Annotated in this window: 23 protein-coding genes, 1 tRNA gene and 1 riboswitch; of the genes, 10 read left to right on the forward strand and 14 right to left on the reverse strand. The window is 62.2% G+C overall.

Translation table 11 applies throughout. The features are described from left to right. The first annotated feature begins 2 nt into the window (after positions 1–2). Positions 3–593 (forward strand): hypothetical protein, encoded by a 591-nt coding sequence (locus tag ACQ7C1_RS00060; RefSeq protein ID WP_085776831.1) that lies wholly within the window; start codon positions 3–5, stop codon positions 591–593. Between the two features lie 49 nt (positions 594–642). Here ACQ7C1_RS00060 and apaG read toward each other — a convergent pair whose 3' ends face one another. Continuing rightward, positions 643–1,035, reverse strand: a complete 393-nt coding sequence (gene apaG / locus ACQ7C1_RS00065) for a Co2+/Mg2+ efflux protein ApaG (protein ID WP_010029240.1) — start codon at positions 1,033–1,035, stop codon at positions 643–645. Positions 1,036–1,259: 224 nt separating this feature from the next. After that, positions 1,260–2,444, reverse strand: a complete 1,185-nt coding sequence (locus ACQ7C1_RS00070; RefSeq protein WP_430956880.1) for an O-succinylhomoserine sulfhydrylase — start codon at positions 2,442–2,444, stop codon at positions 1,260–1,262. A gap of 43 nt (positions 2,445–2,487) precedes the next feature. Next, positions 2,488–2,566, reverse strand: a riboswitch (SAM riboswitch). A 74-nt stretch (positions 2,567–2,640) separates the two neighbouring features. Between ACQ7C1_RS00070 and ACQ7C1_RS00075 the strand changes: the two genes are divergently transcribed. Next, positions 2,641–3,735: a 2'-deoxycytidine 5'-triphosphate deaminase gene (locus ACQ7C1_RS00075; protein WP_085776833.1), complete on the forward strand. Its 1,095-nt coding sequence runs from the start codon at positions 2,641–2,643 to the stop codon at positions 3,733–3,735. A 47-nt stretch (positions 3,736–3,782) separates the two neighbouring features. Then, a tRNA-Gly gene (locus tag ACQ7C1_RS00080) sits at positions 3,783–3,856 on the forward strand. Positions 3,857–3,879: 23 nt separating this feature from the next. Here the strand turns inward: ACQ7C1_RS00080 and ACQ7C1_RS00085 are convergent. Then, on the reverse strand, positions 3,880–4,158 hold the full coding sequence (locus ACQ7C1_RS00085) for a hypothetical protein (protein ID WP_430956881.1): 279 nt from the start codon (positions 4,156–4,158) through the stop codon (positions 3,880–3,882). Positions 4,159–4,512: 354 nt separating this feature from the next. On the opposite strand from ACQ7C1_RS00085, the gene ACQ7C1_RS00090 reads away from it, so the two are divergent. Next, positions 4,513–4,893 carry a VOC family protein gene (locus ACQ7C1_RS00090; RefSeq protein WP_430957239.1) on the forward strand — a complete coding sequence of 127 codons (381 nt, stop codon included), beginning with the start codon at positions 4,513–4,515 and terminating at the stop codon, positions 4,891–4,893. Between the two features lie 204 nt (positions 4,894–5,097). Here ACQ7C1_RS00090 and ACQ7C1_RS00095 read toward each other — a convergent pair whose 3' ends face one another. Next, the gene (locus ACQ7C1_RS00095; RefSeq protein ID WP_430956882.1) at positions 5,098–7,104 is read right to left on the reverse strand and encodes a methyl-accepting chemotaxis protein; all 2,007 of its coding nucleotides are present in this window, start codon (positions 7,102–7,104) and stop codon (positions 5,098–5,100) included. Between the two features lie 552 nt (positions 7,105–7,656). Between ACQ7C1_RS00095 and ACQ7C1_RS00100 the strand changes: the two genes are divergently transcribed. Then, on the forward strand, positions 7,657–8,532 hold the full coding sequence (locus tag ACQ7C1_RS00100; protein ID WP_430956883.1) for a transporter substrate-binding domain-containing protein: 876 nt from the start codon (positions 7,657–7,659) through the stop codon (positions 8,530–8,532). Between the two features lie 10 nt (positions 8,533–8,542). Here the strand turns inward: ACQ7C1_RS00100 and ACQ7C1_RS00105 are convergent, their stop codons facing one another. From ACQ7C1_RS00105 to ACQ7C1_RS00125, 5 genes are all read right to left on the reverse strand, one after another. Next, positions 8,543–8,956: a tellurite resistance TerB family protein gene (locus ACQ7C1_RS00105; protein ID WP_011423905.1), complete on the reverse strand. Its 414-nt coding sequence runs from the start codon at positions 8,954–8,956 to the stop codon at positions 8,543–8,545. Positions 8,957–9,042: 86 nt separating this feature from the next. Beyond that, positions 9,043–9,756 carry a thermonuclease family protein gene (locus ACQ7C1_RS00110; protein WP_430956884.1) on the reverse strand — a complete coding sequence of 238 codons (714 nt, stop codon included), beginning with the start codon at positions 9,754–9,756 and terminating at the stop codon, positions 9,043–9,045. A gap of 11 nt (positions 9,757–9,767) precedes the next feature. Further along, positions 9,768–10,439 (reverse strand): S24 family peptidase, encoded by a 672-nt coding sequence (locus tag ACQ7C1_RS00115; protein WP_285193349.1) that lies wholly within the window; start codon positions 10,437–10,439, stop codon positions 9,768–9,770. Between the two features lie 229 nt (positions 10,440–10,668). Then, a complete protein-coding gene (locus ACQ7C1_RS00120; RefSeq protein ID WP_085776838.1) occupies positions 10,669–11,316 on the reverse strand; it encodes a response regulator in 648 nt (215 codons plus the stop codon). Positions 11,317–11,405: 89 nt separating this feature from the next. Further along, the gene (locus tag ACQ7C1_RS00125; RefSeq protein ID WP_097601587.1) at positions 11,406–11,804 is read right to left on the reverse strand and encodes a hypothetical protein; all 399 of its coding nucleotides are present in this window, start codon (positions 11,802–11,804) and stop codon (positions 11,406–11,408) included. 120 nt (positions 11,805–11,924) lie between these two features. On the opposite strand from ACQ7C1_RS00125, the gene ACQ7C1_RS00130 reads away from it, so the two are divergent. Beyond that, positions 11,925–12,278 carry a DUF952 domain-containing protein gene (locus ACQ7C1_RS00130; RefSeq protein ID WP_430957240.1) on the forward strand — a complete coding sequence of 118 codons (354 nt, stop codon included), beginning with the start codon at positions 11,925–11,927 and terminating at the stop codon, positions 12,276–12,278. Next, positions 12,275–13,363 carry a quinone-dependent dihydroorotate dehydrogenase gene (locus tag ACQ7C1_RS00135; RefSeq protein ID WP_430956885.1) on the forward strand — a complete coding sequence of 363 codons (1,089 nt, stop codon included), beginning with the start codon at positions 12,275–12,277 and terminating at the stop codon, positions 13,361–13,363. Before ACQ7C1_RS00130 ends, ACQ7C1_RS00135 begins: the two co-directional genes overlap by 4 nt. Here the strand turns inward: ACQ7C1_RS00135 and ACQ7C1_RS00140 are convergent. Genes ACQ7C1_RS00140 through ACQ7C1_RS00150 form a run of 3 tightly spaced genes read right to left on the reverse strand, consistent with a single transcriptional unit; the run spans position 13,339 to position 15,480 of the window. Further along, positions 13,339–14,685, reverse strand: a complete 1,347-nt coding sequence (locus ACQ7C1_RS00140; protein WP_430956886.1) for an MATE family efflux transporter — start codon at positions 14,683–14,685, stop codon at positions 13,339–13,341. The two genes, ACQ7C1_RS00135 and ACQ7C1_RS00140, sit on opposite strands and share 25 nt — an antisense overlap. A gap of 8 nt (positions 14,686–14,693) precedes the next feature. Next, complete coding sequence (locus tag ACQ7C1_RS00145) at positions 14,694–15,212, reverse strand: CAP domain-containing protein (protein WP_097601590.1); 519 nt, start codon at positions 15,210–15,212, stop codon at positions 14,694–14,696. A 1-nt stretch (position 15,213) separates the two neighbouring features. Then, positions 15,214–15,480 (reverse strand): DUF6460 domain-containing protein, encoded by a 267-nt coding sequence (locus ACQ7C1_RS00150; protein ID WP_085779950.1) that lies wholly within the window; start codon positions 15,478–15,480, stop codon positions 15,214–15,216. Positions 15,481–15,622: 142 nt separating this feature from the next. On the opposite strand from ACQ7C1_RS00150, the gene ACQ7C1_RS00155 reads away from it, so the two are divergent. The 3 genes from ACQ7C1_RS00155 to ACQ7C1_RS00165 all read left to right on the forward strand — a co-directional run bounded on the left by ACQ7C1_RS00155 (position 15,623) and on the right by ACQ7C1_RS00165 (position 17,871). Then, positions 15,623–16,555 (forward strand): class I SAM-dependent DNA methyltransferase, encoded by a 933-nt coding sequence (locus ACQ7C1_RS00155; RefSeq protein WP_183705978.1) that lies wholly within the window; start codon positions 15,623–15,625, stop codon positions 16,553–16,555. 209 nt (positions 16,556–16,764) lie between these two features. Then, entirely contained in the window at positions 16,765–17,400 is a 636-nt protein-coding gene (locus tag ACQ7C1_RS00160; RefSeq protein ID WP_430956887.1) for a YitT family protein, read from the forward strand. A 303-nt stretch (positions 17,401–17,703) separates the two neighbouring features. Beyond that, on the forward strand, positions 17,704–17,871 hold the full coding sequence (locus ACQ7C1_RS00165; protein WP_430957254.1) for a hypothetical protein: 168 nt from the start codon (positions 17,704–17,706) through the stop codon (positions 17,869–17,871). 52 nt (positions 17,872–17,923) lie between these two features. Here ACQ7C1_RS00165 and ACQ7C1_RS00170 read toward each other — a convergent pair whose 3' ends face one another. Continuing rightward, entirely contained in the window at positions 17,924–18,385 is a 462-nt protein-coding gene (locus ACQ7C1_RS00170; protein WP_184459338.1) for a carboxymuconolactone decarboxylase family protein, read from the reverse strand. Positions 18,386–18,406: 21 nt separating this feature from the next. Then, positions 18,407–18,907, reverse strand: a complete 501-nt coding sequence (locus ACQ7C1_RS00175; protein WP_430956888.1) for an RrF2 family transcriptional regulator — start codon at positions 18,905–18,907, stop codon at positions 18,407–18,409. Between the last annotated feature and the right edge of the window lie 18 nt (positions 18,908–18,925).

An 18,925-nucleotide genomic window follows, 5' to 3' on the forward strand; every position in this document is an offset into this window, starting at 1 on the left:
CAATGCGGCTTTTGTATTTTGTATTCGCATTCATTGCTGCGATGCCACGGATTGTCCTGGCTGATGACGAAACAATCAAATGGAAAGAGGTTGGCGGCTGGACCGTGGCTGTCGACCCGACCTTGGGCAACGGCTGTTTTGTTCTCACTTCATTTGATGACGGCACCGTTTTTCGTCTGGGCTTTAATTTTACAAAAAAGGAGAGCCCTTTTTACATTGTGATCGCAAATCCGAACTGGAAATCCTTGGAAGTGGGAAAGCAATATCCCATCGAACTGTCGTTAGATCGTTCTCAATGGACGGCGAATGCGAGCGCTCTCGATCTTGATGGCTTCAAGGGATTATGGATCGATTTTAAGGATTCCAGTCTGATTGCCGAGTTCGCTCGTAAACTGGGTTTTCGCGCCACCTTCAACGGAAAGCAGATTGTTGCGCTGAGTTTAAAAAATTCCGTCAGGGCAACGGATGAGATGCTCACCTGCCAGAAGGCGGTAAACGCTGCAGTCGCTCAGCGGCCAGCCACGCCCCAATCAAAGGATCCGTTCGAAGCAAAGCCGGATACCCGGACGGCCTCGGATCCTTTTGATCTCTGATGCATGTCATCTGGGGGTGAATCGGGCATATCCACTTTGGGGCCGGCGCTCAGTTCAGCACGCGCAGCAGCCCCGGCGAATCAAGCGAGAAGGCGGGGATGTCGACGTCGAATAGCTCGCCTTCATCCGTTTCCATCTGGTAATGGCCGAACATCAGGCCTGAGGGCGTGTCGAGCGGACAGCCGGAGGAATATTCGTAGGTGTCGCCCGGGCTGAGCCGCGGCTGTTCGCCGACGACGCCGGGGCCGGTCACCTCGTCCACCACCCCGTTCTGGTCGGTGATGTTCCAGTAGCGATTGATGAGGCGAACGGCGACGCCGGAATTGTTGCTGATGACGATCCGGTAACCCCAGACATAGCGATCGTCTTCCGGATCGGATTGCTCCTCCAGATAGAACGGTTCGACCACGACTTCGATATCTCTTGTGAGGGCGCGATACATGCCTTGCACCATAGTCAAGATATGTTACCCGTATCTTATAAAGAGGCCCCGTCCGTCAAGAAACGGAACGTTGATCAGCGGTCAAATGGTGATCATCGTATGGTTTTCGATCGTTAAGCCTAATCGTCAGCGTTAATTTTACTTCGCAACGCCGGCGCGCGGGTACTTGTTCCCGCAGATCGGCGGCCGGCTCCTCATTGAAGTCCGGCCGCTATTCCAGTCGATCAGGCCGAAACCTTGGAAAGCGCCTGCGCGAAATCCTCGATCAGGTCGTCCGTGTCCTCGATGCCGGCCGAAAGCCGCACCGTGCCCGGAGAAATGCCGAGTTCGGCACGCGCCTCTTCCGTCAGGTTCTTGTGCGTCGTCGTTGCCGGATGGGTGATCAGGCTTTTGCTGTCGCCGAGATTGTTGGAGATCTTGATGATCTCAAGCGCGTTCTGCAGCGCGAAGGCCGCCTCCTTGCCGCCCTTCAGCTCGAAGCAGACGAGCGTCGAGCCGCCGGTCATCTGCTTGGCGATGATGTCAGCCTGCGGGTGATCCTTGCGGCCGGGATAGATCACCTTGGCGACCTTGCCCTGCTCTGCCAGGAAATCGGCGATCTTCGCCGCATTCTCAGTCTGCTGCTTGACGCGCAGCGGCAGCGTCTCGATGCCCTTCAGAAGCGTCCAGGCATTGAACGGCGACATGGCCGGGCCGGTATGGCGGAAATAGTCGTGCAGGTTCTCGTCGATCCATGCCTTGTCGGCGAGCACCACGCCGCCGAGGCACCGGCCTTGGCCGTCTATGTGCTTGGTGGCGGAATAGACAACGATATGGGCGCCGAGTTCGAGCGGCTTCTGAAAGAGCGGCGTCGCGAAGACGTTGTCGACGATCAACTTGGCGCCGACCTGGTTGGCGAGCCTGGCGACGCCCGCGATATCGATCACTTCGAGCGTCGGGTTGGTCGGGCTCTCTAGGAAGAATACCTTGGTATTCGGGCGGACCGCCTTTTCCCAGTTGGCGAGATCCCGGCCGTCGACCAGCGTGCACTCGATGCCGTATTTCGGCGCCAGCGTTTCCACGACCCAGCGGCAGGAGCCGAACAGCGCGCGGGCCGCGACGATATGGTCGCCGGCCTTGACCTGGCAAAGGACGGCGGCGGCGACGGCCGCCATGCCGGAGGCGGTGGCGCGGGCATCTTCAGCGCCTTCCAATGCGCACATGCGCTTTTCGAACATGTCGTTGGTCGGGCTGCCGTAGCGGGCATAGATGAAGCCGTCCGTTTCGCCCTTGAAGCGGGCTTCTGCCGCTTCCGACGTGTCATAGACGAAACCCTGGGTGAGATAGATTGCCTCGGATGTTTCGCCATATTGCGAACGCAGCGTGCCGCCATGGACGAGTTGGGTTGCCGGGCGCCAGGTCTTGCTCATGCCATCACCTTCACATAACAAAAAACCGGCCGCAAAAGCAGACCGGTTTCATAACCCGGTCTTTTTAGCCACTTGTTTAACGTGGCTGCAAGCCGACCGGCCAAATCACCACGGGATAATTCTGCAATACTGCTGTTAGCTGCTTGCGTCAATTCCCCGAGTTTGGTTTTGTCGGCGGCAAAATGATGGATGGGGCATGATGGCTCGCGAAACTGGAATTCTGGCGGACCGCGCGATTGCGGCACTGTTCGAAACGGGGCGTCTGAACTCCGAGCGGGAGCTCGACCGCGATCAGATCCAGCCGGCGAGCCTCGACCTGCGTCTAGGAAGCAAGGCCTTTCGTGTGCGCGCTTCCTTCATGCCCGGCCCCTCGCATCTGGTCTCGGACAAGCTCGATCGGCTGAGCCTGCACGTGATCGACCTTTCCCAGGGCGCGGTGCTCGAAACCGGCTGCGTCTATATCGTACCGCTGATGGAGAGCCTGGCGCTGCCTGCCGACATGTCGGCTTCGGCCAATCCGAAGAGCTCGACCGGCAGGCTCGATATCTTCACCCGCGTCATCACCGACTACGCCCAGGAATTCGACAAGATCCCGCCGGGCTATTCCGGCCCGCTCTATCTCGAAATCAGCCCGCGCACCTTCCCGATCGTCGTGCGCCGCGGCTCGCGCCTGTCGCAGATCCGCTTCCGTGTCGGCCAGTCCGTGCTCGGCGAGCCGGAACTTCTGAGGCTGCATGAAAGCGAAACGCTCGTTGCCAGCAAGCAGCCGAACGTCTCGGGCGGCGGCATTGCGCTGTCGATCGATCTCACCGGCGACAAGGACGGCCTGATCGGTTATCGCGGCAAACACCATACCGCCGTCGTCGACGTCGATGAAAAGGACCAGCACGATATTTTTGATTTCTGGGAACCGCTCTACAGCCGCGGCCGTAACGAGCTGATCCTCGATCCCGACGAGTTCTATATCCTTGTCTCGCGTGAAGCCGTGCATGTGCCGCCGGATTATGCGGCCGAGATGACCCCCTTCGATCCGCTGGTCGGCGAATTCCGCGTCCACTATGCCGGCTTCTTCGATCCGGGCTTCGGCCACGCGCCGGCCGGCGGGCGCGGCAGCCGCGCCGTGCTCGAAGTGCGAAGCCACGAAGTGCCCTTCATCCTCGAAGACGGGCAGATCGTCGGCCGCCTGGTCTACGAGCACATGCAGGAAAAACCGGCCAGCCTATACGGCTCCGGCCTCGGCTCCAACTACCAGGCCCAGGGCCTCAAGCTCTCGAAGCACTTCCGGATCTGAAACGCGACTTGACAGCCGCCCCCATCTGTTGGAAATCTCAGCGCATCGCGGGTGTAGCTCAATGGTAGAGCAGCAGCTTCCCAAGCTGAATACGAGGGTTCGATTCCCTTCACCCGCTCCAGCTGCCTTTCCAGCGATGTCCTTCTAATCCCCGAAAAACCGGATCGGCTTATACCGGCGGTGTGCGATGATCAGGCTGCGGTCGGGCTGGATGATGTAGGTTTCCTCCACCTGTCGGCCGTACTGGTCGATAAAATCATGCGGGAAGGAGGAGCCGGGTGGCGATTTGGTGAGCTTGGTGCGCGGCTGGCCTTGATAGGTGATGCTGCCTGGGATGGGTTCGAGGCCCGGGCCGCTGTAGCTGACGGTGTTGCATCCCGCCAGAACGAGTGTGCCGATGAGGCCGATGATTGCCGGTTTCATATCCATCCCTTCCGATGCGCAGAACGTTGCGATCTTACTCCCGATCGCAACAGACGCACCAGATGAAACGGCGTCTCCGCCTTCACTCGTTCGAGAGGTGCTGCCCGGAGCGCAGGAAATCCATGCGTTGCCGAAACCGGCGGTGTCTGCTAGATCGGCAGTGTCGAAAAAGGCAGGATCGGTTGAGGTAAGCCCGATCCCTTCCGTTGGAGCGTCGTGAGCGCTCTCAAGAAGCTCTGCTCCGTGGCCTATGGCACGAGAACCCGCGACGTGATCCGCATCAAGATGCGGGATCCCGGCGGCGTGCGGAGACGGCAAAAGGCAGTCCCGGGATTTTTTCAGACGGAGACTGTCATGCGCCTGAACCATCTCGATTTTCACGTTCCCGATATTACCGCGACGGCGGATTTCTTCATCCGCCACTTCGGCCTGATGCTCAAGGATATGCGGGGCCAGAATGGCCTGGCGATACTGACCGACGACGCCGGCCTCGAAATTGTCCTCAGCCACGCGATCGCCAAATTCGGCACGTCAGACCAGGTCGAATTGCAGCGTCAGACCTATCATATCGGCTTCATTCTGGCCGATAGGGCGCATGTCGATGCTGTCCACGCCGGGCTCGTTGCTTCAGGTGCAGACCTGTCCGGCCCACCGGCCGCCATGCGCGGCGGCTGGCTGTTTTATTGCACGGCTCCTGGAAATATTCTGGTCGAGGTTGGGTGGCGGCCGGAGTAGATGAGATCCTAAAAGGAAGGGTACGGCCCGTAGCCTGCCCCTCATCCGCCTGCCGGCACCTTCTCCCCGCTTGCGGGGCGAAGGGACCGTGCCGCGACCTCTCCGTTCCCCACCAATCTCGCGCTGGGCACGTCCCCTCGCCCCGTTCACGGGGAGAGGGCTAGGGTGAGGGGCAATTTTGGGTGGGAGCTAAACAGTCGTGGCTCAGAACTCCGTCCAGTCGCCATCCTGGCTTTTCGGCGCGCTGCCGGCGCCGAAGGCGTTGGCGAGGGTCAGGCCGAGGGCGCGCGCCGGTGAGGCGGCGGGGCGGGCCGTGCCTTCCTTGGCGACGCGGATCGAGGCTGGCCTGGCGGCCGGGCGCGGGGCAACACGCGGTGCTGCGGCCGGCGGCCGGGTCGAGGCGATCGGTGCGGCGGCGGCAAAGCCGCCGGTGCCGGTCAATCGGAACTGGCCGAGCAGGGTGTTGAGTGCTGCCGCTTCCGTGGCGAGGCTGCGGCTGGCGGCCGTCGATTGCTCGACCATCGCCGCATTCTGCTGCGTGCCCTGGTCCATGGTGTTGACGGCGGTGTTGATCTCCTGCAGCCCGATCGACTGTTCGCGCGAGGCTTCGGCGATCGCGTGGACGTGCTGGTTGATTTCCTGCACCTCGGTGACGATCACATCGAGCGCCTTGCCGGTCTCGCCGACCAGCGTGACGCCGGTCTGCACATGCGTGCCGGAATTGGTGATCAGCGACTTGATCTCCTTGGCGGCATTGGCCGAGCGCTGCGCGAGCTCGCGCACTTCCTGGGCGACGACCGCAAAACCCTTGCCGGCTTCACCGGCGCGCGCGGCTTCGACGCCGGCATTCAAGGCCAAGAGGTTGGTTTGGAAGGCGATGTCGTCGATCACGCCGATGATGTTGGAAATTTCGCCCGAGGACTTTTCGATCTCGTGCATGGCGGAGATGGCCTTGCGGACGATCTCGCCGGATTTTTCGGCGCCGAGACGGGTGCGGGTGACGAGCTGGCTCGCCTCCTCGGCGCGCTTGGCGGCATCGCGCACCGTCGTGGTGATTTCTTCCAGCGCCGCTGCAGTTTCTTCGACGGAGGCCGACTGCTGTTCCGTTCGCCGGGAAAGCTCGTCGGCGGAGGAACGAATCTCGTTGGCGCCGGCGCCGATGGCCCGCGCATTGGCCCCGACCGCCTGCATGGTCTCGTTGAGCTTCTCGACCGAGTGGTTGAAATCTTGGCGCAGCGCGTCGAGATGGGCGACGAAAGGCTCGTCGATATGCGAAGCGAGATCGCCGGCGGCAAGGCGGCGCAGGCCGTCGCCGAGGGCTGCGGCGGCGCGTTCGAGCTCGGCTGCCTCGCGGGCTTTCTGCGCCTCGCGTTCGCGGCGCTCGCCGTCGCTGACGCTGCGGTCTGCCTCGGCGCGCGCCTCGATCTGGCGACGCTCGATCGCGTTGTCGCGGAAGATCGAGACCGCCTTTGCCATCTGGCCGACTTCGTCGCGGCGGTCGAGACCACTGATATCGCTATCGGTGTCGCCCTCGGCAAGGCGCGTCATGCGCAGGCTGAGCTTCGTCATCGGGCCGGCAATGCCTTTCTGCGCCATGGTGACGCCAAAGCCGATTGCGGTGAGAACAGCGGTGCCGATCAGAGTGAGACAGAAGGTGATCCGGCCGTTGACGGATGCTGAGAGGCCGTCGCCGCCATCGTTGAGCATCGCCATCATCGCATCATTGTTGGCGATCATCTTCGGCGTCAGCGCATCGAGCTTGGCATTGATCACGGCGACGTTTGCGAGTGCGCCCGCGCTGTCCTTGCCCTTGCTCTGCTCGATGATCTTATTGGCCAGAGTTTCGATTTCATCGATGCCGGCCTGGATTTCGTCTATCGCTGCCTTGCGGCTCGGAACCAGGGCGAGGGCCTGTTTCATCCGGTCGCGGGCCTGCGGCAGCTTGCTCGGTGTGGCAAGCGCCGTCTGGTATGTCGGCGTATCGGGCTGCATCTCGGCAACCAAGGTGACCTGCAGCACCGAGGCTACGACCGAGGCGCTGGCACGTGCGCTCAGCATCGAGGCCTGCGCCTCATGATCGATAAAGGCGCTATAGGCGGCGTCGGCCCGGCGGAATTCGGAGATGACATAGACCAGCCCCGCCGTCGTGATCAGCCCGAGCAGCGCCACGAGCGATATGATTTTGGTGCGGATTTTCAGATGCTTCAACATGGAAATGTCACCCGATCTGGCCGGGCGCGCCGCGCGTCCGGTGTTTGGAAATCAGTTGTTGCAAACAGAGCGCTGTTCTTAGGAAATGTGGATTGACGTATGCATCATGCAATCGGCTTGGCGGGGTCCGTATCGTCGCAGCAAAATAGAGGCGATATTCTTTAATTCTGCGCTAACGCTCAGGCGCGGACACACCGGTAAATTTGGGGGCAAGAGGTTCGCGCCGACATCCAGGAGAGTCTGCCAATGCCCAAGAGAGCCTCATCCTGAAGTGCCCCGCAGGGGCCTCGAAGGGCGAGGCAGGTGCGCCGGCGTCAGGGGGATGCAAGAAGCAACGTTGCAGCGTGCTTCGAGGCTACGCCCTATGGGCTTCGCACCTCAGCATGAGGGACGTTGGAGGATGCCGCGCTCACAACTGCAGGCGTGGGAGGTGCGGGGCCCTCAAGAGAGCCTCATCCGCTCCCTCGTTCCCATAGATATTCCCCGCCGGGCATCACTCTGTTACATCTCGTCCCCGCAGTGCTTCGCGCTCAAACCGAGACTGGAATCACGATGAAGCTATCCAAGCTGGCATGCCTGACTCTAAAGGGGTTTTTCGCGTTCGGCCTGTTTCTGACAGCGCTGTTTTCGAGCTTTGCGGCATCCGCCCAGCAAGCTGCCCCTTCGCTGCCGTTGCTCTTCGATGCCCGCGAGCGTCTCGCCAGACCGGATCTCTCGTCGCTGGTCCGCCTGCGCTTTCTGACGTCGGTTGATTTCCCGCCGTTTAATTTCACCGATCAGAACGGCAAGCTTTCCGGCTTCAACGTCGATCTCGCCCGCGAAATCTGCGGCGAGCTGGAGATTTCGGATAAGTGCCAGATCCAGGCAATGCCTTTCACCGATCTCAAGGATGCCCTCGCCGCCTCGCAGGGCGATGCCGTCATCGCCGGCCTTGCGGTCACCCCGGAGCTGCGCCGGCAATTTCTCTTCTCCCGGCCATATCTGATGCTGCCGGCGCGCTTCGTGCGCAATCTCGCCGCCCCGCTTGATGGAAAGACCGCTGCTGCGCTCTCCAACCATTCGGTCGGCGTCGTCAAAGGCACGGTGCACGAGGCCATGCTGGCAGCCTTTTTCCCGGCGCTGAAAGCGCAGGCTTTCGACACGAAGGACGCCCTGCTTGCGGCGCTGAAGGAGCGAAAGGTCGATGCTGCCTTCGCCGACGCGCTGCAGCTTTCTTTCTGGGTCTCGTCCCCGGCCTCCGACAAATGCTGCGCGCTGTTCGACGGCCCCTACCTCTCCGAACATTTCCTCGGCGAGGGCATGACGATCATGCTGCGACAGAAGGACAGCGTGCTGACATCCGCCATTGATCATGCGCTGGCGGCGCTGTCGCGCACCGGCCGTCTCCAGGAGATCTATCTGCGCTATTTTCCCTACGGGCTCTACTGAGCCTCAAGGATTATCCCTTGCGGAAACGGGCAATGGCGCTCCGCTCGATCGCCGCGCAGGTGAGCTTATCGAGGCCGAGGCGGTCCCGCAGCAGGCTGAGCAGTCGCAGTTCCTCTGCCTTGACCGAAAGATCGGCGGAGGCCACCTCGACGGCAAGCGCATAAGCGGTGTCATAGAGTTTTGCCGGCAAGGTATCGCGGACCGTTTCAAGGACCACGTCGAGGCCTTCGGGCCCAGCCAGCAGCGCGGCGCAGTCGCGTGCTATCGGAATGAGCTTGTCGTCATCAAAATCCCTGAAAACCGGCAGGAAGCCGATCAGCTGACCGATCCTTTCCATCTCCCTGTCGTTCATGGTGCTGTCAACGGCGGATGCCATCACCATCACGTAGATCAGCGCATCATGGGCGGAAAGCGGCTTGTTCATCTCTGATTCCTTGTTGATCAGCGCAGATTAGGAATTGGCCGCGGCCTTTACAAGAGATCGGCAGCTCTCCCCCGGCGGGCGGCCTGTCAATTGCGGCGCGGATCACCGCCGTAAACGCCTTTCTGCGCCTGTTTAGCCTTGTCGGCGACGGATGCAAGCGGCGAACCCGCCTCTGCTTCCGCCCAGCCGCTTTCGGCAAGCCACGCGCCGAGATCCTGCGTACCGAGCCGACAGGCGGCGATCGCCGTTCCCTTCCATTCGACCGTGTCGAGATCGCAGGTGATGCTGCGGTTGCGCAAGAGCTGGCGCAGCGCCGTCTTCGCCATCATGCCGCAGGGCCATTGCCGGCCTGCCGGCCCGCATATCCTGTCGGCCGGCGTGGGGGCGATGCCGGCAAGCTGGAGCCTGCGCTCCCCGAAGGAAAGAATGCCCGCGTTTTCGACTAGTGGCCGCGGCAGCTCCATGGCCTTTTTCTCGGCCGGCCCTGTCGTTTGGCTGGATGTCGGCGCCGCTTGTTGCGGGATGGTGGCGGCTCTGGGCGCCGCGCCTTCAGTCGCCGCCGCTGGGTGCGGGACCGCCGGTTCCACAGAGCGGGCGATCATTTCGGCACGTTCGTCGGATATTGTCGCTGCCGGTTCGGCGGCCCCGGAGGCAACATTCGGCGCAGCCGCTGCCGTCTCCTCTGTGGCTGCGGTTTCTTCCCCTCCCGTGCCGCCGCGAAGCCTCGCTTCGCCTGCCTTCAGCAGGCCGACCACCACCGCCATCCCCATAATACCTGTAAAGACGGCGGCAGGGCGCATGGAATATCTTCCTACTGGCTGGCCCAGATGATGCGGGCGATCCAATCGACATCGGCAAGATCGAGCGTGCGGTTGGGATGTTCGGGATTAAGCGACATCAGCTCGATCGACCGCGGGCTCTGGCGCAGCAGCACCTTGGCCATTACTTCGCCCGCGCATGTGCGCACGACGACGCGGTCGTTGCGGCGCACCTGCGCCCCGGGCTCGACGATCAGCACGTCGCCGTCGCGATAAAGCGGCATCATGCTTTCGCCCTGCACCTCCAGCGCATAGACGCCGGATCTCTGCGACGGGTTGGCCGGAAACTCCACCACGTCCCAGCCATGACCGGCCGGAAAGCCGCTATCGTCGAAGAAGCCACCGGCGCCGGCCTGGGCGAAGCCGAGCAGAGGAATGGCGCTGCCCGGCGGGGGGCCGGCACGCTCGCCGATCCGCTCTCCGGCGGAACTGGCGGCCGGTTGCATGAAGGCGAGAAACTGCTCCATGCTCGCCCCCGTCGCATCGAGCACCTTGGCGATCGATTCCGTCGATGGCCAGCGCAGCCGCCCATCGGCGGAAAGCCGTTTTGACTTGTTGAACGAGGTGGGGTCGAGCCCGGCGCGGCGTGCAAGACCGGATGGCGTCAGCTCGTGCCGTTCGGCAAGCCTGTCGATCGCCTCCCAGATCTGCTTGTGTGACAGCATATGCGCCCGATTCCGTGCAGCCTGTCTCGGGCCGCGCTTTAGAGCACCGTGCGTCCGCTTCGGACGTATAAAGGAGGCTCTAACACTCTAAGTCTGAACATCTCACCTGCCGAAAAATCGATTCCGATTTTTCGAGCCGATGCTTCAGCGACAGAATACTAGCCGACCGCACGCCGACCGTAAAGGTAAGGAGGAATAAAATCCTGTTATCGACCGGTTTCGGCCGCCCTCAAGCCACCATCGCCATATTGATCTTGCCGAGCTGGATAACCGCCTGTGTGCGGCTGTCGACATCGAGTTTCAGCAGGATTGCCGAGACATGCGCCTTGATCGTCGCTTCGGAGACGCCGAGTTCATAGGCGATCTGCTTGTTCAACAGGCCCTCGGCCAGCATGGTCAGCACCCGGCTCTGCTGCGGCGTCAGCGTGTGCAGGCGGCGGATCAGGTCGGCGACGTCGGGATCCTGCTCCTGGCCGTCGCGATAGCTTTCCGGTGTGGCGATATCGCCGGCAAGCACGGTCTGGATGCCGCGGCGGATGTCTTCGATGCCCGAGGATTTGGAAATGAAGCCGGAAGCGCCGAGCTCCAGGGCCCGGCGGATCGTCGTGGCGTCGTCGCTCGCCGAAACGATGATGATCGGCAGGCTGGCGAATTCGGCGCGCAGCGCCATCAGGCCGGAAAAGCCGCTGACGCCGGGCATGGCGAGATCGAGCAGCATCAGGTCGGCATCTGGATGTGTGCCGGCGGCGGTGCGTGCGGCTGCGAAATCACCGGCCTCGACGATGGTCTGCCGGCCTTCCATGCCGATCACCGCCTGGCGCAGCGCATCGCGAAACAGCGGATGATCGTCCGCGATGATGATGGTCTGTTCCTGCATCGAAAACTCCCTCCCAAGAGTCCGATCATGCCGCATGCGCGCCGTCCCCTCGGCATTGCGTGCAGGCATTCTGAAATGACTATATCAGATCATGTCTTCTGCGGAAGGGGATTGGCTTTTTCGTCAGCCTGGAACTCCTTCACCATCCCCATGAAGCTCTTCATCATCCGCTCCATGATGCTGATCGAGCGGTCGATCTCGGCGTCGCTCGGCAGCGCACGCTGGATGAGGCCGCCCTGTTCCAGCTTGGTCACCCGCTCTGAAAGCCGGTCAAGCTCGTCCTCATAGGCCGCCCGCTCATCGGCCGCCATACGGCAGACGAGGGCGCCGTCCTTGTCCTGGCAGATCGACATGGCGCCGGTCTGGCGGTCGAGCCGGACGAAATGGTCGCCGCTCTTCTCCAGTTGGAATCGGCCCGCGTCGGTCTCGGCCGCTGCGGCGCCAAGCGGCAGGAGAACAGCGCCAAGTGCGAGAACCAAAATCTTCATCGTCTCATCCTCCGGATTTTGCCTGGGCTGGCCCCGCTTTTTGCGTGCCGAGGCGTGGACATCGCCGCCTCTTTCCGGCAAAGCGCTCATGACCCAAGGATCAGCAATCGCGAGGCCATGATGACCGTGACACCGACCCTTTACAAGATCGTGACGGAAACGCTCTGGCAGCAAGCCAGACAAAGCGGTGTTTTTCATGGCGCCGGCATCGATCTCAAGGACGGCTTCATCCATTTCTCCACGGCCGACCAGGTGAAGCAGACCGCGGCCCTGCATTTTGCCGGCCAGTCCGGCCTGGTGCTGGTCGCCGTCGATGGCCGCGGTTTCGGTGACAAGCTCCTCTTCGAACCCTCCCGCGGCGGCGATCTCTTCCCGCATCTCTACGCCGATCTGCCGCTTGCGGCCGTGCTCTGGGAGGCGCCGCTGCCGCTCGATGAGAACAGCGTTCATATCTTCCCGGAGCTGCAGCCATGATCGATCCCTTCAAGCGCATCGCCCGCAAGGGCCTTTTCCTGTTCGACCCAGAAACGGCGCACGGCATGTCGATCGCCGCGCTGAAGTCTGGCCTCGTGCCCGCCTGCCGGATCACTCCCGATCCGCGCCTGCGCCAGACCATCGCCGGCCTCACTTTCGAAAACCCGCTCGGCATGGCGGCCGGCTACGACAAGAATGCCGAGGTGCCGGAAGCGCTCTTGAAGCTCGGCTTCGGCTTTACCGAGATCGGCACCGTGACGCCGAAGCCGCAGGCTGGCAATCCGCGCCCGCGCATCTTCCGCCTGGTCGAGGATGAAGCCGTCATCAACCGCCTCGGTTTCAACAATGAGGGCCATGACGCCGCTTTCGGACGTCTCTCAAGGCTGGCGGGCGGCGGCATGATCGGCGTCAATATCGGCGCCAATAAGGATAGCGAAGATCGCATCGCCGATTATGTCGCCGGCATCCGCCGCTTCTATTCCGTCGCGCGTTATTTCACCGCCAATATCTCCTCGCCGAATACGCCCGGCCTGCGCGACCTGCAGGCACGCGAAAGCCTCGCGGCGCTGCTGTCGACCGTGCTTTCGGCGCGCGACGAGATGGCGCAGAAATCCGGCCGGAAGATCCCGGTCTTTCTGAAGATCGCCCCTGACCTGACCGAGGAAGGCATGGACGATATTGCGGCGGAAGCGCTCGCGCATCCGCTGGATGGACTGATCGTCTCCAACACCACGCTGTCTCGCGACGGTCTCAAGGACCAGCGCCAGGCGAAGGAGGCCGGCGGTCTTTCCGGCGTGCCGCTGTTCGAAAAGTCGACGGCGGTGCTTGCCCGGATGCGCAAGCGCGTCGGCCCTGATCTGCCGATCATCGGCGTCGGCGGCGTCTCCTCGGCCGAAACAGCGCTGGAGAAAATCAGGGCGGGTGCCGATCTCGTCCAGCTCTATTCATGCATGGTCTATGAAGGCCCCAGCCTGCCCGGCGATATCGTCCGCGGTCTTTCGGCGCTGCTCGACCGCGAAAAGGCCGGCTCGATCCGCGCGCTGCGGGACAGCAGGCTGGATTACTGGGCGGCGCGGAAGGTCTGATCGGCCCGCGGCCCGACCAGCATGGCGAGGAAGAAGCCGCGGAACAGCAGGAAGGCGTTCATGCCAAGCCACAAACCGTGATTGCCGAAGAGCGGCACGAAGACGGCGAGCATAAGGAGGTAGCCGGCAAAGGACATCAGCATCCGGTTGCGCATGTCGACCGACCATGTCGCGCCGATGAAGACGCCGTCCATCAGAAAGGCGAGCGCCCCCGTTAGTCCGGTAATCGCAGCCCAGGGCAGATAGGTTTCGGCCGCCTGCCGCACCTCCGGCGAGGTGGTCAGCACCGAGATCAGCCACGGGCCGGCGAGGAAGAAAAAGGCGGAAGCGAATGCGGCCAGTCCGAACGACCAGATGGTTGTCAGCTTCAGCCCGCGGTCGAAGGCCGGCCTGTACCGCGCGCCGATCGCCCGGCCGGTGATCTGCTCGGCGGCATTGGCAAGCCCGTCGAGATAATAACCTGACAGCAGGAAGAAATTCATCAGTACGGCATTGGCGGCCAGTGTCACCGCCCCGAAGCCGGTGCCGATCCGCGTCATGATCGTGAAGGCGCCGATCAGCACGAAGGTGCGGATCAGGATGTCGCGGTTGAGTGCGAAAAGCTCCGCCAGCCGGTGCCGGGAAAAGATCTCGGCCCATGCCGGACGCTCGGCCCTGCCGAAATCTTTGAGCACGATGAAAAGCCCGGCGAATGCGCCGGCTGTTTCACCGGCCGTGGTTGCCCAGGCGACTCCGGCCACGCCCCAGCCGAGCGACAGGCCGAGATAGATGGATAGCAGAATATTGATGCCGTTGATCAGCGCCTGCAGCAGCAGGCCGACACTGCCCTGTCCGCGCCCGAGCACGAAGCCGAGAATGGCGTAATTCGCCAGCGCCGCCGGTGCCGCCAGCATGCGGATCGCGAAATAGGTGCCGGTCGCCTCGGCGATCGCCCCTTCCGCGCCCATCAGCCGCAATCCCGCCGTCTCGAGCATCGGCGAAAGACAGAGCAATGCCAGCCCGCAGCCGAGCGCTGAGATCAGCGCTCGCCAGAAGACAGCCTGCTGTTCGTGCCCGTCGCGCCGGCCATAGGCCTGCGCCGTCAGTCCCGTCGTCGAGGCGCGCAGGAAGTTGAAACTGCCGAGGATCAGATCGAAGAGCATCGCGCCGATCGCCAGCCCCGCCAGCGCTTCCGCGTTACCCATATGACCGACGACGGCGGTGCTCGTCAGCCCGAGCAGCGGCGTCGTCATGAAGCCGAGCGTCATCGGAATAGCGATCGAAAGCACCAACCGGTGCGTCACCTCGAAAGCGAGAGTGTTGTTGTTGCTGCGCGTATCCATGACCTGCCTTAGATCGAGGCAGAATCGCCTCGGCTGGAAAGCACCATGGCCCAGTAGGGCAGGTTCCTGGAAGACGTATTATGGGCGACTGCGACGCCGAGGCCGTCATAACGCCCGAGCATGTTTTCCAGATGATGCGGCGAATTGATCCAGGCAGTCACAACGGCGTCGACGCTCTGCTGGCCGGAAGCGATGTTCTCGGCCGCCGGCAGCCGCACGCCGCTCGCCTTGACGCGGGCGCCGAAGCTGTCCGTCATGCCCATGAGGTGCGCCATCTTGCCGGCGCTCGCCATGCGCTTCGCCTGGAAGAGGGCCGCCGTCTGCGCCGCCGGATCGACCTCAAGCGGCGGCAGGCCGTTCTTCGCCCTCAACTGATTGACGAGCGGCAGCACACTCGTCGTCTCGTCCTCGCCGTTCGAGGGCGTGCCGGCAATTCGCGGGGTCGTGGTGCAGCCGGCGATGCCGGCGGCGAGTGCAAGTCCGGAAAGAGTGAGCAGGCTGCGCCTGGAAAGATCGATTGATATCATGTTATCGGCGATAGCTGAAAAGGCGAAGGATGACGAAGAGCGGGATGACGATCGTCGCCCCGAGGAGGAGATAGTCGCCGACGCGCCCGAGCGCGGCAAAGCCCCGGTGCCAGAGTTCCAGGATGAAGTCGCGGAACCCATAGATGATGTTCCACGGCGTCAGGCCAAAAACGGTCATGACGAATCCGACAATCAGCGACACCACGATGAGTTTAATCAATGTGCGGCCGAGTGAATCGCCGAGGAACCTGTTCACCTGATCGGACATGCGCCATCTCCTGTTTGCCCCTGGAATAAGGTCGCGGCGCACCGCCCGCAAGCCCTTTCCGGAATTGGCCGCTTCGCCTCTGAAATAGGACTTGAGTTTTTTTGTGGCCGCCGGCAAATGCCAGCGAAACGATAGGTTCGTCATGCAGTCCCACCAGCTTTCCTCAGGCGATGTCATCGCCGACCGCCGCGCCGATTATGCCAGGATGCTCGAAGAAGGCGGCGAGGCGGAGGCAGCGGCCGAGCTGATGGAGCAGGCGCTGGAGCTCGTGCCTGCCTGGGCCGCCGGCTGGTATCGGCTCGCCACCTATCTGGAAAAGGCGGGCAGGGGGGAAGCCGCGATCGAGGCCTATCGCCGGACGATCGCCCTCGATCCCGAGGATATATTCGGCGCCACCCTCAAGCTTGCCCTTCTCGGCGACTCTGCGATCCCCGACCGGCCGCCGAGCCGCTACGTCGAGCGCCTGTTCGACGATTATGCCGATCGATTCGACACCGCCCTCGTCGAAAAACTCGATTACAGCGTCCCGCAGAAGCTCGCAGACCTCATCGCCTCCACCGGCAGGCGTTACGAATGCGCCGTCGATCTCGGCTGCGGCACCGGCCTGCTCGGCCCGGAGATCCGCGCCCGCGCCCGCCGCCTCGAAGGCTTCGACCTCTCGCAGAACATGCTGGCCAAGGCCGCGGAGAAACGAGCCTATGATCATCTCGCCCGAGCCGATCTGTCGCTTGCGCCCGAGCGCTCCGGCCTGTTCGACGATGCCGGGCACTGGCGGGCCGACCTCGTGAGCGCAGCCGACGTGCTGATGTATCTCGGCAACCTCGAGAGCGTCTTTGCGATCGTCGGTGAACTCGCCGCCGCCGGTGCGGATTTCGCCTTCTCCGTCGAGGATGCGGGCGACGGAGAGGCTTTCCAACTCGCCCCGTCGTTGCGTTACGCCCATTCGGAAGCCTATGTGAGGCAGCTGCTTTCCCGCCACGGCTTCGAAATCCTCAAGATCGTCAAGACGGTCATTCGCAAAGATGGCGGAAAACCGGTTTCCGGCATTCTGTTCCTTACGCGCAACGCTGCGTAAGCGAACTTTTCTTGCTATTTTTTAATAGGTCAGCATTACTTACCTATTTTGCTTGATTGCAACGGCAGAAGACTGATATTTCACTGATATCGCCAAGAGCGGCGATATCGACCGCGCCCCGCCGGCTCATTTCACATTGCAAAAAACGTCACCGCCTTCAGGAGTTCCTCGGAGGCTTTCGCGAACCTGTCTGCCGTGGAGACTGGAATATGACACAGCGCATCAATGCCCTTGGCGTCTGGAATACCAGCGCGACCCGCCATACGCCGATCGAAGATGTGCAAGGTATCTTCTCCGGCAGTCTGATTGCCGCTCTCGGCATTTATGTGCTCGCCAGTGCCGGCCTTCTCACCGGCAGCACCGCCGGTGTCGCCTTCCTGCTGCACTATGCCTTCGGCGTCAATTTCGGCCTCGCCTTCTTCCTGCTCAACCTGCCGTTCTTCTATCTCTCGTGGAGGCGCCTCGGCATGGCCTTCACGATCAAGACCTTCATTGCCATCGGCCTGACCTCGGTGCTATCAGACGTGCAGTCGCGCTTCTTTTCGATTTCGAGCATCCACCCGGCCTGGGCTGCCCTTCTCGGCGGCCTGCTGCTCGGCTTCGGCCTGCTGGCGCTTTATCGCCACCGCGCCAGCCTCGGCGGCGTCGGCATTCTCGGCATCTACCTGCAAGAACGCTTCGGCATCCGCGCCGGCCTCGTCCAGCTCGCTATCGACATGTGCGTCCTCGCCGCCGCTTTCTTCGTCACCACGCCGTCCGTCGTCTTCTATTCGGTGCTCGGCGCCATTGTCCTCAACCTCTTCGTTGCCATCAACCACCGCGCCGATCGTTACATTGCGTTGTAGGGGTGGCTGCCCCCTTATCCGTCTGCCGGCATCGACCGAGGCCGAACCACAGGTCTCGACCCGTCCTTCGGACCCCGCACGCGAGGCGAAGGGATATGCCGCGACCTCTCCGTTCCTCGCACACCTTTCGCAGGGCACGTCCCCTCTCCCCGTAAAACGGTGAGAGGGGACGTGCCCTAATCGGACCTTCACCGATAACGGACTAACCTTACAAATCGGTAACCCATTCTAAACAAATCGTAACTTGCCTCAGGTCGGCCTCGGAGCGACACTCCTGTCGCGCCGGATTTGATGAGGTGAACCATGTCAGATTTGGAAAAACTCGTAAGACGCCGCATGCAGGAAGAATACGCCAAGGGCGCTTCCGCAGAGGAAATTACCAAGGTCGTCCGCGACATATTCAACAGCATCGACCTCTCCGACAACAGCGCTGACGCCGTTGCCGCGCGCGCCGCTGCCGATCGCGATTAACCTGATATTCGACCGACCCGAGATCTTCGGGTCGGTTTCCCGTCAATATCGATCATGCGGCTTTCGTCACCTGATCGATCGGGTGCTGCGAGCGGAAGCCGACGGCAAGCCGGTTCCAGATATTGATCGCGCCGATCGCCACCGTAATCTCGGTCATCTCCTTCTCGGAGAAATGCGCCTTCAGCGCCTCGTAGTCTGCGTCCGGCGCGCCTGTCTTGGCGATATTGGTCACTGCGTCGACCCATCCGAGCAGGGCCCTTTCGCGCGCGTCATAGACCGGCGATTCCCGCCAGACGCACATCAGGTTGATCCATTGTTCACTGAGCCCGTCATGGCGGGCTTCCTTCACATGCATATCGACGCAGTAGGCGCAGCCGTTGATCTGCGAGGCGCGCAGCTTGATCAAATGGATGAAGCGGCGCTCCAGTCCGGAAGACTGGACATATTGTTCGAGTGCGACGACCGCCTTGTAGGCATCGGGAGCGGCTTTGGCGAAGTTGAAACGCGGTTGCATGTCTTTCTCCTTTGATATGGCTCAACGAGCCGTCTTGCGTTCATGGATTTCAAGGAAGGCGCAGCCTCGGGCTGCGATCGATCCGTCGTCGAGGGCAGCGAGTTCGATGCTGAGATCGGCAATGCTGGTCTTGGCGAGTTCGGCCCGATAGACCCGCTCGGCCCGCAGCATCGCCGCGCTAATGTTGCAGGGCTTGGAAAAGAAGTGGCCGGAGACCGGGCTCGGTCCGCGCTGGCGGATTTCGGCGCAGCGGAAGGCCGGGGCCGGTCCCTCCACAGCAAGCAATATGTCGAGCAGCGAAATCTCCTCCGGCGCCTTCGCCAGCCGATAACCGCCCTTCGGCCCGGGCACGGTATCGAGGATGCCGGCGCCCGACAGTGCCTGCAGATGTTTGAGCAGATAGCTTGTCGACACGCCGTGGAATTCCGCCAGCGCAGCCGCCGAAAGGACACCGCCTTCGGAGAGGCCGGAGAGCATGGCGACGCTGTGAATGGCCTGCTCGACTCCATCGCTCATTTTCATCGACGCCGTCTCCTGGAT

The organism is Rhizobium sp. Nf11,1 (genome assembly GCF_050587665.1).
Lineage (GTDB): Bacteria > Pseudomonadota > Alphaproteobacteria > Rhizobiales > Rhizobiaceae > Rhizobium.